Annotated in this window: 13 protein-coding genes; 1 reads left to right on the forward strand and 12 read right to left on the reverse strand. The window is 64.5% G+C overall.

The genetic code is table 11. The annotated features are described in order from the left end of the window. Positions 1-33: 33 nt before the first annotated feature. From VAR608DRAFT_RS04195 to VAR608DRAFT_RS04215, 5 genes are read right to left on the reverse strand one after another with little or no spacing between them, the layout of a single operon-like run. Positions 34-759, reverse strand: a complete 726-nt coding sequence (locus VAR608DRAFT_RS04195) for an SDR family NAD(P)-dependent oxidoreductase (RefSeq protein ID WP_197700470.1) — start codon at positions 757-759, stop codon at positions 34-36. Between the two features lie 8 nt (positions 760-767). After that, positions 768-1,754 (reverse strand): Bug family tripartite tricarboxylate transporter substrate binding protein, encoded by a 987-nt coding sequence (locus tag VAR608DRAFT_RS04200; RefSeq protein ID WP_157730601.1) that lies wholly within the window; start codon positions 1,752-1,754, stop codon positions 768-770. Then, positions 1,754-2,650, reverse strand: coding sequence for an FAD binding domain-containing protein (locus VAR608DRAFT_RS04205; RefSeq protein WP_088952920.1), 897 nt, complete (start codon positions 2,648-2,650; stop codon positions 1,754-1,756). Before VAR608DRAFT_RS04205 ends, VAR608DRAFT_RS04200 begins: the two co-directional genes overlap by 1 nt. Positions 2,651-2,662: 12 nt before the next feature. Continuing rightward, positions 2,663-3,178 carry a (2Fe-2S)-binding protein gene (locus tag VAR608DRAFT_RS04210; protein WP_172843802.1) on the reverse strand — a complete coding sequence of 172 codons (516 nt, stop codon included), beginning with the start codon at positions 3,176-3,178 and terminating at the stop codon, positions 2,663-2,665. Further along, positions 3,175-5,493, reverse strand: a complete 2,319-nt coding sequence (locus VAR608DRAFT_RS04215) for a xanthine dehydrogenase family protein molybdopterin-binding subunit (RefSeq protein WP_088952922.1) — start codon at positions 5,491-5,493, stop codon at positions 3,175-3,177. The genes VAR608DRAFT_RS04210 and VAR608DRAFT_RS04215 overlap by 4 nt, the downstream gene beginning before the upstream one ends. Before the next feature lie 343 nt (positions 5,494-5,836). Between VAR608DRAFT_RS04215 and VAR608DRAFT_RS04220 the strand changes: the two genes are divergently transcribed. Next, positions 5,837-6,766 carry a LysR substrate-binding domain-containing protein gene (locus tag VAR608DRAFT_RS04220; protein WP_269458531.1) on the forward strand — a complete coding sequence of 310 codons (930 nt, stop codon included), beginning with the start codon at positions 5,837-5,839 and terminating at the stop codon, positions 6,764-6,766. 6 nt (positions 6,767-6,772) lie between these two features. On the opposite strand, the gene VAR608DRAFT_RS04225 is transcribed toward VAR608DRAFT_RS04220, so the two are convergent. The 7 genes from VAR608DRAFT_RS04225 to VAR608DRAFT_RS04255 all read right to left on the reverse strand — a co-directional run bounded on the left by VAR608DRAFT_RS04225 (position 6,773) and on the right by VAR608DRAFT_RS04255 (position 15,209). Beyond that, on the reverse strand, positions 6,773-8,239 hold the full coding sequence (locus tag VAR608DRAFT_RS04225) for an NAD-dependent succinate-semialdehyde dehydrogenase (protein WP_088952924.1): 1,467 nt from the start codon (positions 8,237-8,239) through the stop codon (positions 6,773-6,775). A 68-nt stretch (positions 8,240-8,307) separates the two neighbouring features. Continuing rightward, positions 8,308-9,285, reverse strand: coding sequence for a Bug family tripartite tricarboxylate transporter substrate binding protein (locus tag VAR608DRAFT_RS04230; protein WP_088952925.1), 978 nt, complete (start codon positions 9,283-9,285; stop codon positions 8,308-8,310). Between the two features lie 281 nt (positions 9,286-9,566). Next, positions 9,567-10,544 carry a Bug family tripartite tricarboxylate transporter substrate binding protein gene (locus VAR608DRAFT_RS04235; protein ID WP_088952926.1) on the reverse strand — a complete coding sequence of 326 codons (978 nt, stop codon included), beginning with the start codon at positions 10,542-10,544 and terminating at the stop codon, positions 9,567-9,569. A 39-nt stretch (positions 10,545-10,583) separates the two neighbouring features. Continuing rightward, positions 10,584-11,426 (reverse strand): SDR family oxidoreductase, encoded by an 843-nt coding sequence (locus VAR608DRAFT_RS04240; RefSeq protein WP_088952927.1) that lies wholly within the window; start codon positions 11,424-11,426, stop codon positions 10,584-10,586. Beyond that, positions 11,423-12,307: an FAD binding domain-containing protein gene (locus VAR608DRAFT_RS04245; protein WP_088952928.1), complete on the reverse strand. Its 885-nt coding sequence runs from the start codon at positions 12,305-12,307 to the stop codon at positions 11,423-11,425. The genes VAR608DRAFT_RS04240 and VAR608DRAFT_RS04245 overlap by 4 nt, the downstream gene beginning before the upstream one ends. 8 nt (positions 12,308-12,315) lie before the next feature. Continuing rightward, positions 12,316-12,867, reverse strand: coding sequence for a (2Fe-2S)-binding protein (locus VAR608DRAFT_RS04250; protein WP_088952929.1), 552 nt, complete (start codon positions 12,865-12,867; stop codon positions 12,316-12,318). Further along, the gene (locus VAR608DRAFT_RS04255) at positions 12,864-15,209 is read right to left on the reverse strand and encodes a xanthine dehydrogenase family protein molybdopterin-binding subunit (RefSeq protein ID WP_088952930.1); all 2,346 of its coding nucleotides are present in this window, start codon (positions 15,207-15,209) and stop codon (positions 12,864-12,866) included. The genes VAR608DRAFT_RS04250 and VAR608DRAFT_RS04255 overlap by 4 nt, the downstream gene beginning before the upstream one ends. Positions 15,210-15,283: the final 74 nt, after the last annotated feature.

The following is a 15,283-nucleotide window of genomic DNA, read 5'->3' on the forward strand; positions in this document are numbered from 1 at the left end:
GGCTCGATCAAGCCGCGGCATCGCGGATGCTTGCTAGTGGAAGGCCCTGCCACCATCGACAGCCAGTGCGGTGCCCGTGATGTAGGAAGCCTGCGGCCCCAGCAGGAACAGGATCGCGTTCGCCACCTCCTCCGGCTGGCCGATACGTTTCAACGCGGCGTTGTCCCCGGTAAACGACGGCCGCACCCCATCCTGCCTGGATGCGGACGAGTTGAGCAGCGGAGTGTCGATGGCCCCGGGGCACACGGCGTTCACCCGGATGGCCGGAGCAAGCTCCATTGCCCACACTCGTGTGAGAGCGACCAGGGCACTCTTTGAGGCGGCATACGCACCCGTTCCCGCGTAGGGCCGCAGGCCGATCGCCGACGAAACGTTCACGATGCTGGCGTCCCGCGCTCTCTTCAATGCAGGGAGCGCGGCCTCGGTCACTCGCAGTGCACCCATGGTGTTCACGTCCAGGACCTTGCGCCAAAGACCGCTGTCGCTGGCACCCAGGGCGCCGGTCTTCTCGCTGATGCCCGCGACGTTCGCCAGGCCGTCGATGGGTTCCGATCGCTCGGTAAAGCTCTCCACCGCACGCGCTACTGCCGCCGCGTCGGAGAGATCGGCCAGGCTCCACGAGAGGTTCGCGTGCGCAAAAGTTGGCGCGTGGAGGTCCAGCACGTGCACGATCGCGCCCTGCTCGAGCGCGAGCCGCGCTGTCGCGGCGCCAATTCCGGAAGAGCCTCCGGTCACGAGAATGCGGCGGGAGTGGAGCATGGCGTGTGTCATTCCAGATGGATGTTCTTCTGCTTGATCAGGACCGACCAGCGCTGCGTGTGCTTCTTCATCTCGCTCAGCAACTGCTCGCCCGTTCCGCCTACGGGGATGGCGCCCAGGTCGCGGATCCGTGCACTCATCTCAGGCGTTGCGATCACCTTCCCGACCTCGGCCATGATGCGCTGCACGAATGCCGACGGCGTTCCGGCCCGGGCATAGAGCGCGTGCATGCCGACCAGGTTGATGCTCGGATAACCCAGTTGCGGAAAGGTCGCGACTTCGGGGATCACGCTCAGCCGCTCTTGCCCCACGACCGCCAGCATGTGCAGGACGCCCTTGTCGGCCTGCGGCTTGACCGCAGAGGGGCCGAAGAACACGCTGTCGATCTCTCCGCCGACCAGGGCCCGCATCGCTTCTGCCTCGCCCTTGAAGGGCACATGCAGCAGTTCGATACCGGAGGCTTCCTGCAAGAGTTCACCATAAAGATGTGCCACAGATCCAACACCGAATGATCCCAGGCTGTATTTGCCGGGATTGGCTTTCGCATTTCGGATGAAATCTGCGAGCGTGGACACGCCGACCTTCGAATGAACCGAGAACACGAGCGGCTGGCGAGCGCACTCGCTCACGGGCAAGAAGTCCTTGTACGGGTCGTAGTTGGACTTGCGCAGCAGCGGCGTCAGCACCATGTTGGTCGACGTCAGCAGGTAGGTGTAGCCGTCCGCCGGCGACTGCATCACATTGTTCACTGCGATCGTCCCGTTGCCGCCGGGTCGGTTGTCGACGAAAACCGAGACGCCCAACGCTCGAGACAGGCCATCGCTTATCAAGCGCGCGATCGCGTCTCCCGAGCCTCCGGGAGGAAGCGAGAATACAACTCGAATGGGCCGATTCGGATAGGCAGCCTCCGAGCGGGTCAAGGGCGACGCGAAGGCAATGCCGCTCGCAACGGCGGCTTTGAGCAGGGTGCGTCGCTCTGATGCGATGTCTTTCATTATTTGTCTCCTCCAGCACATTGCATTGCCTCTCTGGCTGCCGCCGATGCGAGGCGAAGCGCCTTTCTCGCGCTCATGCGGCAGAGTTGCCGCTTGGCGGTTTCGCCGAGCAATCCGTCCTCCACGACGGGCACCTCGGCCGCCAGTACCGCCGCGGCTTTCGCGAGGACCGCGTCATCCAACATTCGGCCCAGCAACACCTGTTCGGCGGCATGGGCCCGCAGAGCGCAATGCGCGACGCCCGTCGTCGAAAGACGCACAAGCGTGCATTCGCCGCCCGCGGCCATCTTCAAGCGGGCCGCCACGCCGACCACCGCAAATCGCGAAGCGGGATGCGGGACCTTCACGTATGCGGCGCCCTCGCGTTCGCCGGCGGCCGGGAAGTGCACGCGGACGATGATCTCGTCCGGCGCGCAAGATGTCGACATGAGCCCCGTCGCCCATTCGAGCGCCGGGATCGACCGCGAGCCGCGCGGCCCCGCCACTTCAATCACCGCATCCAGCGCAAGCACCGCGGCCGGGTAGTCGGCGGCCGGATCGGCGTTTGCCAGCGATCCGCCGAGGGTTCCAAGGTTGCGCACCTGGGCATCGGCGATCCCGGACGCGATCATGGGAAGCGCTGGAACAAGCTGCCTGAGAAGAGCGGATGCCTCGACCTCGTAGTGCGTCGCCATCGCACCCACGGCAACGCCCTGGGACGAGCGCTCGACCGTCCGCAAGCTGGCCACACCGGAAAGGTCGACGAGGTGATCCGGCTGGCTCATGCGCAGCTTCATGGTGGGAAGGAGCGACTGCCCTCCCGCCACCAGCTTCACGTCGCCCTCGAGTTTCCCGAGCAAGGCGAGGACTTCCTCCAGCGTTCGCGGCTGGTGGTAGGCAAATGGAGCCGGGTACATGGATTCGGCCGCTCAGTTGGAAGTTGTCCCACGCGCGGCATCGCTGCCGTCGGCCATCGCTTTGGCGGCGGCCGTGACGGCGTTCAGGATGCCTCGGTAACCGGTGCACCGGCAGATGTTTCCATCCAGCTGATGATGGATCTGCTCCTCGGTCGGCATGGGATAGCGAGCCAAGAGCTGAACTGTCGACATGATGAAGCCCGGCGTGCAGAAGCCGCACTGCAATCCATGGTGATCGCAGAACGCCTGCTGAATGGGATGCAAGTCGCCACCCCGCGCCAGACCTTCAATGGTCGTCACCGAAGCGCCTTGGGCCCGGACAGCGAGCACCGTGCAGGACTTCACCGCTCGACCGTCCAGCAGAACCGTGCAGGCGCCGCACTGTGTCGTGTCGCAGCCGACATGAGTGCCGGTCAAGGCCAGCTTCTCGCGCAGCAGATGAACGAGCAGTTGGCGCGGTTCCACCACGACACTTTCATCCTTTTCGTTCACGCGCAGTTCGACGGTTACTAGATGGTCCTTGCTCACTTCGCTTCCTCGCGTTCGGCCAGAACCCGCAGCACCGCATCCCATGAGATCGGCAGCTGGTTGATGACGATTGCCGCGTCGAGCGCGTCCTCGACCGCAGCTGCGAAGACCGCTGGCGGTGCGTTCGGGCCGCTTTCGCCGGTGCCCTTGATGCCAAGCGGGTTCTCCTGGCTCGGGAAGGACTGGTGTTCGATCTCTATCCGGGGAACATCGGCTGCGCGCGGGACGTAGTAGTTCATCAACGAGCCCGTCAGCACCTGGCCTTGCGAGTCGTACAAGTGCTGCTCGCCCAGCGCGATCCCGAGACCTTGGGCGAAGCCCCCGTGAATCTGCCCATCGACCACGGCCGGATTGATTGGCAATCCGCAATCGTGCGCGAAGACGTACTTCAGAACGATGGGACGCCCCGTGTCGCGGTCGATCTCGACCACCGCCATGTTGACACCGGCCGACCAGGTCACGGTCCTGGGATAGAAGGTGGCGAACGCCGAAAGTGCACCGCCTCCGATCTCTCTCATCACCGGATGGCGAAGGGCCGCCGCACCGAGCTGCGCAAGCGTGATGGATCGTTCGGTGCCGCGGACCAGAGCCACACCCTGCATGTAGTCGATGTCGGTGGCCGAAACGCCGAGGATCCCGGCCGCAAGGGTCTTCACCTTCTCGAGCAGGCTTTCACACGCCAGGTGTGCCGCATTCCCCACATTGACAGCCGTGCGGCTGGCATTGGCACCGAAGCTCATCGGGAGTAGATCCGTATCCCCGTTGCGCACGCGAACGCGGTGCATCGGGAGGTCGAGAGCGTCCGCACACACTTGCGCAATCGTGGTCTCATGGCTTTGTCCCTGCGTATTCACGCCGATGAGAACCGTGACGCTGCCGTCCTGTTCGACCTTGACCTCTGCCGATTCGCAAGGTCCGATGCCGCCACCTTCGACGTAGCTCGAAATCCCGATGCCGACCATGCGACCCTCAGCCTTCAGCGCCTTCTGCTTCTCGCGCCAGCCCCAGTAGTCGAGCCGCTGAGAAGCGACCTCAAGGAGACGGCCGAAATCCGTGTCCCGGTACTCGACGGGATGGTTGTCGCGGTAGATCAATCCATTGCGATACGGCAGATCGTCCACCGAAACCAGATTTCTCTGCCTCACCACCAACGGATCCACGTCGATGCGCCGCGCGATCGCATCGAGCACCCTGTCCATCGTGAACGTCGCCTCCACACGCCCGGCGCCACGGTAGGGGCTGCAGGGCGAGGTGTTGGTCGAGAGCGCCTCGGCATGGAGACGGATGGCCGGCACCTTGTAGTGCGTCGTGAGGTGATTCACGGTGTTGGACGGCAACATCATGTTGAAGTGGTTGTGCGCGCCGACCTCCTTGATCAGCCGCAGATCAAGCGCGCGGATGAGACCGTCGCTCGAGAACCCGACCTTCAACCAATGCTTCTGCCGCCCGTTGTGGTTGGCCGCCAGCATGTGCTCCAGGCGCGTTTCCGCCCAACGAAGCGGCAGCGCCAACTTCATGCTCGCCATGCATATGAGGATCTCCTCCGGCGTGGTTCGTCCCTTGAGCCCGAAGCTGCCGCCGACATCCTGGCTTTGCACCCGCACTTGCTCCTCTCGCAGCGCGAGCATTCGCGCAATCGCGGAGCGCAGCATGTAGGGCGTCTGATTCGTGGACCTCACGCTGAGCGTTCGCGTGACGGCATCCCAGTTCGCAGCGCACCCGCGGCACTCGATCGCCATCGACTTGAGACTCTGGAACTCGAGCTCCATGTCGATGACGTGTTCGGCGCGAGCCAATGCCTTGTCGACTTCGCCCGCCTCGTGCGCCATTCTTCCAACGATGTTCGAATGACCAGCATGGGCCTCGGGCCCGCCCGGCTGCTGCACGCTCTCCCAGGTGGCGACCGGCAGGTCCTCGTACTCGATCTCGACCAGCGCGGCCGCATCGACTCCCAGGTAGGGATCGTACGAAACGACCATCGCAATGGGCTCGCCAATGTGCGCGACGTCGAAGGAAAGGAGCCGCTGCGCAGCCGGCTCGAAAGTCGTCCCGTACGGCAACTGCGCACCGGGTGGATTCACGCCGGCCGGCAGGATCTGGTCGAGCTCGGGCCAACTGTCCGGGGTCACCACCTCGACCACGCCGAGGCACTCGCGCGCGGCCGTCGCATCGATGCGTTTGATCCTCGCGTGGGCGTGCTCGCTGCGCACGAACGTCACGTAGCCCATTCCAGGCCACTGTGTGTCCTCGACGTACAAGCCTGCACCGGTCACCAACCGGCGATCCTCCTGTCTGAGAACCGAGTCACCGAACATCGAACCGACTCCAATGATCCGCGAGCGGATCACCTGACTCTTGGCGGTGGGCCAGAGCGTCGTTGATGGGGATCCCGACGAACAGTCCCGGCCGCGCGAGCCGCATCTCCATCATGGGCACGAGACTTTGCCCGCCCGCGAGCAGCCTGACATCGCCCCATGTTCGCGGAGCAGTTCCAGCGCCAGAGATTCGCTCTCGGCGCGAACGTAGTTGAACGGGGCCGTTTTCATGCGTCGGCATCATGATGAGCGGGGCACGTTCAGGCAACGGAAATATTCTCATTGAGCGTGAGATATAGTCACTCGACCGGACAGGAGACCCTTCCCACAATTCGGAACAATGATGAGGAGACTCCCACCATTGAATGCCGTGCGCGCGTTCGAAGTCGCTGCCAAGTACGAGAGCTTTACCAGGGCGGCGGAGGAACTCAACGTCACGCACGGCGCAGTCAGCAGGCAGGTTGCGCTGCTGGAGGAATGGTTCGGCCGGCCGCTGTTTCGTCGAGCTTCTTCGAAGTTGACCTTGACGGACGCCGGCCGCAGCTATCTTCCCGAGGTCACGGCCGCGCTGGATCGGCTGGCGCTTGCCTCGATGTACGTCCTCGAGCAGGCCGCACCGAGAAGTTTGCGGGTGAGCGCGCCGCCCACGTTCACGATGCGATGGCTGATCGCACGGATGTCCGGATTCCAGAGGCGCCGGCCGGACGCGGAGATCCGCATGATGACCTCGCTGGAAAGACCCAATTTTCAATCGAATTTGTACGACGTCGCGATCCGCGGCGCACACGAGCCACCCGGCGACTGCGGCTCGGTTCGATTCATGTGCGAGTACATCCTGCCGATCTGCCATCCCGACTTGGCGGAAGACGGCCAGTTGCGTGCGCCGCAGGACATAGCACGACACACGGTCATCAGCTACGCCACTGAACCTTATGCCTGGAGCGAATGGCTGCAAACGGCAGGCGCCCCCGACGTGCAGCCGAAGCAATCCCTGAAGTTCGAGCAGATGTACTTCGCCCTGCAGGCGGCGTGCGAAGGCCTCGGCCTGGTCCTCGTGCCGCTCTTCCTGGTGCTCGATGACATCATCGCAGGCAAGCTGTGCGCACCCTTCGGAGCCCTGGGCGTGAAACGCCGCAACTACTACGCGAGCTACTCCGAATCCTCCGAAGCGTACCCGGCAGTCACCCAGTTCTGCGAATGGCTTCAGAGTGAAGGCGCCGCCACGGAGCGCTCGATCGACGAGTGGGCAAGGTCCCAGGGCTGGGAGCTTTGAATCCATCTAGGCCTTCGCGGCGATACCGCCGAAGCAGATGAATTTCGTCTCCACGTAGTCTTCGATGCCGTACTTCGAGCCTTCCCGTCCGAACCCGGATTCCTTGATCCCACCGAACGGTGCGAGTTCGGTCGAGAGCGTGCCTTCATTGACACCGACCATTCCGACTTCCAGCGCCTCGGCCACGCGCCACGCGCGGCCCACATCCCGAGAGTAGAAGTAGCCCGCGAGGCCGTACGGGGTGTCGTTGGCCTGGGCGATGACTTCGGCCTCGTCGACAAAGCGCTGCAGCGGTGCCACGGGTCCGAAGATCTCTTCCTGGCTCATCCGCATCTGGGATGTGACGCCAGTGAGAACCGTCGGCCGGTAGTAGAGCCCGCCGAGTTCGTGTCCTCCTCCACCGGTGGCGACCCGCGCGCCAGCCGCCGTGGCTTCCTCGACAAGTGCCTTCACCTTGTCCAAGGCCGCACGGTTGATCAGCGGGCCCTGCTGCGTTGCCGGTGCCAGCGGGTCGCCCACCCTGAGGTTCGCCACGGCCTCGGTCACCATCGCGCAGAACCGGTCGTAGATGCCCGCCTGCACGAAGATCCTGTTCGCGCTGATACAGATCTGACCGGCGTTGCGGAACTTCACAGCCATCAGGCCGGCCAGCGCGGCGTCGAGATCGGCGTCGTCGAACACGATGAAGGCTGCGTTGCCTCCGAGCTCGAGAGAGACCTTCTTCACGGTGCCCGCACACTGCGCCATCAGAAGCTTGCCCACGCGGGTTGAGCCGGTGAATGAAAGCTTGCGCACCGCCGGATGAGAGGTGAATGCCTCCCCCACCGGCGCGGGTGTTGCGGTCGTCACGATGTTGAAGACCCCCGGTGGAACCCCCGCGCGCAACGCGAGCTCGCCGAGTGCAAGCGCCGACAGCGGCGTGTCCTCGGACGGTTTCAACACCACGGTGCAGCCCGCCGCGAGCGCAGGAGCGACCTTGCGGGTGACCATCGCGCTTGGGAGATTCCATGGTGTGATCAGGGCAGCGACGCCGACCGGCTCCTTGACCACGACCAGCCGACGGTCGCGGCTGTGCGCCGGGATGACGTCGCCGTAGACGCGCTTGCCCTCCTCGGCAAACCATTCCACGAACTGGGCACCATAGACGACTTCTCCGATCGCTTCCTGCAGCGGCTTGCCCTGCTCCCTCGAGAGGATCAGGCCGAGATCCTCGCGATGCTGCAGGATCAGCACGTGCCAACGCTTGAGGACCGCGGCGCGGTCCTTTGCGGTCAGTGCAGCCCAGGCCTTGAACGCGTCCTTCGCGGACTCGATCGCACGATTGGCATCCGTGCCGTCGGATGCGGGCACGCTCGCCAGTTCCGCAGCGCTCGACGGGTCGAGCACGGGGTGCTGTTCGCCCGACGAGGCGGCACACCATTCGCCGCCGATCAGGTTGAGGTGGCGCAGCAGCGCCTTGTCATTGAGGTTCACTCAGTTCCTCCTTTCTTGCAGATTCGGAGTTATTGGGTCAAGGCAGATTCCTGCCCGGGGCGGCCCCATCAATCCAGCTTGATGGATGCTTCCTGAATCACCTTGCCCCAGCGCGCAACCTCCGAGTCCAGAAAGCGCTGGAACTCGCCCGCGTTCATGGGCGCCATGTCGATCCACTGCTCGGCGTATCTTTTAGCGAGATCCGGAGATTGCGCAGCCCTGACAATCTCGTCGCTCAGACGTTGAACGGTCGCTCGAGGTGTGCCGGCCTTGGCGACGATCCCGAACCATGTGCCGAGATTCGAGCCGCCATAGCCCGCCTCTTTCAGCGTAGGAGCCTGCGGAAACACAGACACGCGTTGGCCACCGCCGACCGCGAGCACCTTGAGCTTGCCGTCCTTGACAAAATTTCCACTGCTTGCAGCCGGATCAAGCAAGACATCCACCTGTCCACCGACCAGATCGGTTAACGCCGGCGCCGAGCCGCGGTATGGGACGTGGTTGAGCTTCACCCCGGCCTCCCGCTGGAAGATCTCGATGAAGAGGTGCCCACCTGAGCCCGTCCCTTGCGATGCGGCGTTGACAACCCTCTGCCGAGCGCCATTGACGAATTCCGGCAGCGAATTGAAGGGGCTGCTTGCCGGCACGACCAGCAATGTGGGTGCTGTGGCCACTCGCGCCACGGGCACGAAATCCTTCTGGATGTCGTAGTTCAGCTTCGAATAGAGCGCCTTGTTCATCGCAAACGAACCGATCTCGCCCATGAAGAGCATGGAGCCGTCTGTCGGTCCCTGCTTGACCACATGCGCCGCGATCTGCGCGCTTCCTCCAGGCCTGTTGTCGACGATGACCCTGATCTTGAGGTTCTCCGACAGCTTCTGGCCGATTCCGCGTGCAAGCACGTCGGTGGAACCTCCGGCCGGATAGGGCACGACAATCGTGACTTGCTGCGGCAACTCCGGCGGCAGGGTCTGGGCATCAGCCAGCAGCGGCGAGCCAATGGTTGCGAGCGCCAGACATGCAGCGACGAATCGACGTGTATTCATATTTGCCCTTCCCCCCAACTACGGGTTTCATGCCTCTTCACCGACAACATTGATCGTGCCGGCGCCAATCTCGCGGCCTCCCCGGCCCCTGGCCACAAACCACCCGCCGATGGCGCGCCCAGCAGTCGTTCGGTATCGACCGACGCCCTTCGTTGTTTCTCCTGCTGGATACGCGCGAATGGAAGTATCGGCAGCCGTCTGCGCGCGAGCAACGCAGGAATAGTCACGGCGCATCAGAAAACATTGCGCTCCTGCCTCCGTCGGCCAGCAACTGCGCAGGGTCAGTCCAGACTGATGGATGCCTGCTTGATCACCTTCCCCCAGCGCGCGACCTCCGAGTCGATGAAGGCCTGGAACTCCGTCGCGTTCATGGGTGCCATTTCGATGCCCTGGTCAGTGAACCTCTTGGCAACATCGGGTGACCGGACCGCCTTGCCGACTTCGTCGCTCAGGCGCTGGAGCGTGGCACGCGGCGTTCCGGCCTTTGCAACCAGTCCATACCAGGAGTCCACGTTCGACTCGGCATAGCCCGCCTCTTTCAGGGTGGGCACTTGCGGAAACATCGCCACGCGATGGTCAGATCCGACCGCCAGGATCTTCGCTTTGCCGTCCTTGACGAAGGGGGCACTGCTAAGAATGGGATCGAGCAGGATATCGACCTGTGCGCCAACCAGGTCTATGACTGCCGGCGCCGAGCCCCGGTAAGGGACATGATTCAGCTTCAGTTGCGCTTCTCGCCTGAAGAGCTCGATGAAGATATGGCCACCCGAACCCAGGCCCTGGGAGGCGATGTTGAAACTCTTCTCGCGTGCGGCCTTGATGAACTCGGGCAAGGTATTGAACGGGCTCGAGGCCGGCACGATAAGCAATGAGGGTGCGATGGCCACGCGCCCTACAGCCGTGAAGTCCTTACGGACGTCGTAGCTCAGCTTCGAGTAGAGGGTCTGATTCATCGCGAAGGACCCGATCTCGCCCATGAAGAGCACCGATCCGTCGGCCGGGCCTTGTTTGACGGCGTTCGCCGCGATCTGAGCGCTGCCACCGGGCCGGTTGTCGACCAGCACATTGATATTCAAGTTCTCCGACAGCTTCTGGCCCACACCGCGTGCAAGCAGGTCGGTCGCGCCCCCAGCCGGATAGGGAACGACGATGGTGATCTGCCCAGGCAACTCCGCCGCACGCGCTTGCTGGCCTGCCAGGATGGGCGCGCAGAGGGCGGCAACGAGCAGCCCGCCGATGATCGTTCGACGCGATTTCATGTTTGTCTCCGTTTGTCTCGTTTTGCGACGCGGGCGGCGTCAGGGGATCCCCGGCGCCTCGCTGCGCACGGCGTCCTGCGTCCATGTCGAACCCTCGCGAATCGCGCGAAAGCGCGCCGCGATGCGGGCGTCATATTCCGGATGGGAGATCACATACAGCTGCTCGTCCTGCACCGCCTTGCGGACCAGGCATCCGAGCCGATACGGATCCATCGCCTCCTCCGAAGCGGACGGTGCGCCGGCTGCCTCGTTCGGGTCTTCCCGCGGCGACAAGCCCAGCGCAGGTCGCGAGGTTTTCCACAAGGAAGTCCGCACGGCACCGGGGCACACGATCGTCACGCCGATGCCGGACGGCGCCAATTCGGCGGCGAGCGTCTCCGACAGTCCGACGACGCCGAATTTGGTCGCGGTGTAGGCGCCGGCATTCGGCAGGTCCCCCATCAGTCCCGCCACGGAAGCGGTGTTCACGATATGACCGCATCCACGTGCACGCATGCCGTCGACGACGGCCACGACCCCGTTGTAGACGGAGCTCAGATTGAGCTGCAGGGTTCGATCCCATACTTCCGGCGACAGGCTGGAAATCGGAAATCCCAACGCGCTCGCGCCCGCGTTGTTGCAAAGGATGTCCACGCGGCCCCAGCGTCCCTCGACCTCACCGACGGCGCGGCGCCAAGCCGCGCGATCCGTCACATCCAACGCAACGAACATGGCCTCGAACGATGCGCGGCCCAGCACCCGGACCATCTCCCTGCCGCCGGCCTCGTCCACATCGGCAATCGCGACCCGCGCGCCGGCCTGCGCGAACGCGCGGGCCATGCCTTGGCCAATGCCGCTCGCGCCACCGGTGATGAGCACAACCTTCCCGCGCAGGTCCCTCATGCTGGCACCGCCTGCTGAAGGACCTGCGACCAGGCGTTCAGAACCGCCTGGCGCGCCGTGACGCGGCAAAGGTGGGCGCGATCCTCGGCGGAAAGAAGCATGTCGTCATTGAACTCGAGCCCCTCGGCCGCCTGCGCGCTGGCTTCCTCGACTGCGCTGGGCGTCAGGGAGCTGCCTTCGAGCACCCGTTCCATCGCCTGCGCGCGCCGCGCCGTCGTGCTGGTACCGGTCACGCCGATGCGCAGGCTTCGCGCACGCCCGCTGGCGTCCGCCGACACGCTGGTCGCCACGCCGATCACCGCGAAACGCGAAGCGGGATGCGGCACCTTGATGTAGGTCGCGCCGGTGCGCGGGGCTGGCTTGGGCAAACGGATGTCGATGAGGATCTCGCCTGGCTCCAGCGCAGTGGAGAGCAGTCCCTGCTGCCAATCCGCGGCATCGATGATCCGGCCTCCGCGCAGGCTCATCGTCACCATCTTGGCATCGAGGGCCAGGATGTGGGCCGGATAGTCGGCGTTCGGATCGGAATAGGACAGCGATCCGCCGATGGTTCCGCGGTTGCGCACCTGGGCATCGGCAATCACGCCGGCGGCGCGGCCCAGCGCGGGAAACCATTCGGCGATCATGGAAGACGACTCGATCTCCCAGTGCGTGGTCAGCGCGCCGATGGACAGGGTGTCGTCTTCCCTGCGGATGCCTTTGAGCATCTCGATTCCACCGATGTCGATCAGGTGGGCAGGCTGCACCATGCGCAGCTTCATCGCCGGGATCAGGGAGAAGCCCCCCGCAAGAACGCGGGCGTCGTCGCCATGCTTGTCCAGCAGCTCGAGGGCCTCGGCGATCTCGGCCGGACGGTGATAGTCGAAGGAAGCGGGATACATCGGTTCCCCTAGACTGCGCCGCAGCGGCGCTGGTGGAGATCCGTCGGACAGGCGCCCTCAGGCCTGGGCACGACACGCTCCGCGGCGCTCGACCGCATTTGCTCCCCTGCCCGCTTCACCGCCTTGACGATGTTGTGGTACCCAGTGCAACGGCAGATGTTTCCCTCGAGCTGGTGACGGATCTCTTCATCCGTCGCGTCGGGATAGCGTGCGAGGAGCTGCCTCACGCTCATCACCATCCCCGGGGTGCAGAAGCCGCACTGCAGGCCATGCTCCACGCTGAAAGCCTCCTGGATCGGATGCAGCTTGCCGTCCCGAGCCATCCCCTCGATGGTGACGATCTCGCATCCCTGCGCCTGCACCGCCAGGACGGTGCAGGATTTCACCGCCTGGCCGTCGATGTTGATCGTGCAGGCGCCGCACTGCGTCGTGTCGCAGCCGACGTGCGTCCCAGTGAGCCGCAGCTGGTTGCGCAGCAGATGAACCAGCAGCGTCCGTGACTCGACGGTGCAAGCACGGCGCTCGCCGTTGATGCTCAAGTTAATCTTGTGTGTGCTCATGCAGTCTCCAGGGCCTCGGGTTGGCGCACCGGGCTCTTGCGGATCGCGCCCAGGATGTCGCTCCAACGCACCGGCAGGCTCGAAATCTCGATTGCGCCGCCGAGGGCGTCCTCAATCGCCGCGGCCAGGGCTGCCGGCGGAGCGTTCGGCCCGCTTTCTCCGACGGATTTGACCCCCAGGGGGTTGTCGGGCGTAGGAAAGCTGAAGTGGACGTAATCCACGTCCGGGACATCGGTCGCGCGGGGAACGTAGTAATCCAGGAGCGACGCCGAGAGCAGCTGTCCGTCTGCGGCGTAGACCACCCCCTCACCCATGGCCATGCCGAAGCCCTGCGCGAAGCCTCCCGACAGTTGGCCTTCCACCACTTGCGGGTGCAGCGGCTCCCCGCTGTCGTGGACGAACACGTATTTGAGGACCTCGACACGGCCCGTGTCGGCGTCGAGCTCGACGACTGCGAGGTTGACCCCGCTCGACCACACCACGGTGGCCGGGTAGAAGAACTCGGTGGCCTCCAGCCCCGCGCCCCCAAGGGCCGCCATGTACGGATGCCGCATGCACGCCATGGCCAGCTCACCCAGACCCATGACGTCGGGCCGGCCGCCGCGGACGCCAATCCTGCCGCGCGAGATCTCGATCTCGCTTTCCTCGCACTTGAGCAGCTTCGCCGCCATGGTCACGACCTTGGCCCGCAGCGCCAGGCTCGCCATGTGGACGGCGTTGCCCGTATTGATGGCAACGCGGCTGGCGCCCGTGCCGAAGCCGATGCGCTGCACCTTGGTGTCGCCTCCAAGCACATCGATCTGGTCATAGTCGGCGTCGAGCGCCTGCGCGCAGATCTGCGCCTGCGTGGTCTCGTGGCTCTGGCCCTGCGAGTTGACGCCGATCTTCACGGCGATGCGACCGTTGCCGTGGATGGTGATGGTCGCGCCTTCGCAAGGCCCGATGCCGCCGGCCTCGACATAGCTGCCGATGCCGATGCCAATGCGCCGGCCTTGGGCCTTGGCGTCTGCCTGGCGCCTGCGCCAGCCTGCGTAGTCCCCCTTTTCGAGGGCGGCTTCGAGCAGGCGCTCGAAATCCAGGTTGTCGTAGCACACCGGCACACCGTCGCGGTAGATCAGGCCGCTGCGATAAGGCATGTCCTCGCGGCGCACGATGTTCCGGCGACGCACCTCGACCGGGTCGAGCCCCGTTTCGCGCGCAATGGCGTCCAAGACTCGATCCATCGTGAAGACCGCCTCCACGCGGCCGGCACCGCGATACGGGCTGGCGCTGGGCGTGTTCGTCAAGATACCCCAGCCCTCCACGCGCAGCGCCGGGATCTTGTAGTGCGTCGGCAGATGGTTCACGGTGTTGGTCGCCAGCATCATCTCGAAGTGACAATACGAGCCGACCTCCTTGTAGATCACGAGATCCATGGCTCGGATCCGCCCGTCGCGATCGAAGGCCACCTTGATATCGTGCGTCTGCCGCCCCGAATGGTTCGAGGTGAGCATGTGCTCCAGGCGGGTCTCCGTCCAACGCACCGGTCGCTTCAGATGACGGGCCAGCACCGGCGCAACGATGTCCTCGGGATAGAAGGCGCCCTTCAGCCCGAAGCCTCCGCCGATGTCGCGCGCAATGACGCGCACCTGATCCGGCGTGATGCCCAGCACCTGGGCGAGCTTGTCGCGCGTGCTGTAGTGCATCTGCGTGGTGGACCACACCTCCATCGAGCCCGAGTTCTCGTCCCAGCGTGCGGCAATGCCCCGCCCCTCAATGGCGACGGCCTTGAGACTGGCGGTATCAAAGCGCCGCTCAAGGATCATGTCGGCATTGGCCAACTCGGCATCGACCTCGCCGATGCTGTGCTTCAGGTGCGCGACGCGGTTCGAATACCCTGCATGGATGGGCGGAGCATCCGGCTCCATCGCTCGGTTCCAGTCCGTCAGCGCCGCCAGCACCTCGTACTCGACCTGAACGGCGTCCACGCCATCCGCGGCCGCGTACGGGGACTCGGCGACGACCACGGCCACCTGCTCGCCGACGTAGGTGATGTGCGTCGGAAACACGGGATGCGGTGGCATTTCCACCTTGTCCACATAGGAGGGACCCGCGCTCGCGGTGCCGAACAGGCCCGGCAGGGTGGCCTCGAACCCCGGCAACGAATTGCCCCAATACACTCCCACGACGCCCGGAACAGCAAGCGCCGCGGACGCGTCGATGCCGCGGACGTTTGCGTGGCCATGCGGGCTGCGAACGAAACCAAGGTAGAGAAGATCGGGGAACTGAATGTCCTCGACATACCGACCCTGGCCAGTGAGGAAGCGGGCATCTTCCTTGCGGCGTACCGTCTCTCCAATCATCGCACCACCTTCAAATTGCTATGGGGGGACGTTAAGTGAAGAGACGGCGGCCGAGAAATGATGGTTTGCTATGC

It is taken from the genome of Variovorax sp. HW608 (genome assembly GCF_900090195.1).
In the GTDB taxonomy this organism is placed as follows: domain Bacteria; phylum Pseudomonadota; class Gammaproteobacteria; order Burkholderiales; family Burkholderiaceae_C; genus Variovorax.

Coding starts and splice junctions, on each gene's coding strand:
- VAR608DRAFT_RS04195 (WP_197700470.1), bottom strand. CDS start 759: ATGCTCCACTCCCGCCGCATTCTCGTGACCGGAGGCTCTTCCGGAATT.
- VAR608DRAFT_RS04200 (WP_157730601.1), bottom strand. CDS start 1,754: ATGAAAGACATCGCATCAGAGCGACGCACCCTGCTCAAAGCCGCCGTT.
- VAR608DRAFT_RS04205 (WP_088952920.1), bottom strand. CDS start 2,650: ATGTACCCGGCTCCATTTGCCTACCACCAGCCGCGAACGCTGGAGGAA.
- VAR608DRAFT_RS04215 (WP_088952922.1), bottom strand. CDS start 5,493: ATGTTCGGTGACTCGGTTCTCAGACAGGAGGATCGCCGGTTGGTGACC.
- VAR608DRAFT_RS04220 (WP_269458531.1), top strand. CDS start 5,837: ATGAGGAGACTCCCACCATTGAATGCCGTGCGCGCGTTCGAAGTCGCT.
- VAR608DRAFT_RS04230 (WP_088952925.1), bottom strand. CDS start 9,285: ATGAATACACGTCGATTCGTCGCTGCATGTCTGGCGCTCGCAACCATT.
- VAR608DRAFT_RS04235 (WP_088952926.1), bottom strand. CDS start 10,544: ATGAAATCGCGTCGAACGATCATCGGCGGGCTGCTCGTTGCCGCCCTC.
- VAR608DRAFT_RS04240 (WP_088952927.1), bottom strand. CDS start 11,426: ATGAGGGACCTGCGCGGGAAGGTTGTGCTCATCACCGGTGGCGCGAGC.
- VAR608DRAFT_RS04245 (WP_088952928.1), bottom strand. CDS start 12,307: ATGTATCCCGCTTCCTTCGACTATCACCGTCCGGCCGAGATCGCCGAG.
- VAR608DRAFT_RS04250 (WP_088952929.1), bottom strand. CDS start 12,867: ATGAGCACACACAAGATTAACTTGAGCATCAACGGCGAGCGCCGTGCT.
- VAR608DRAFT_RS04255 (WP_088952930.1), bottom strand. CDS start 15,209: ATGATTGGAGAGACGGTACGCCGCAAGGAAGATGCCCGCTTCCTCACT.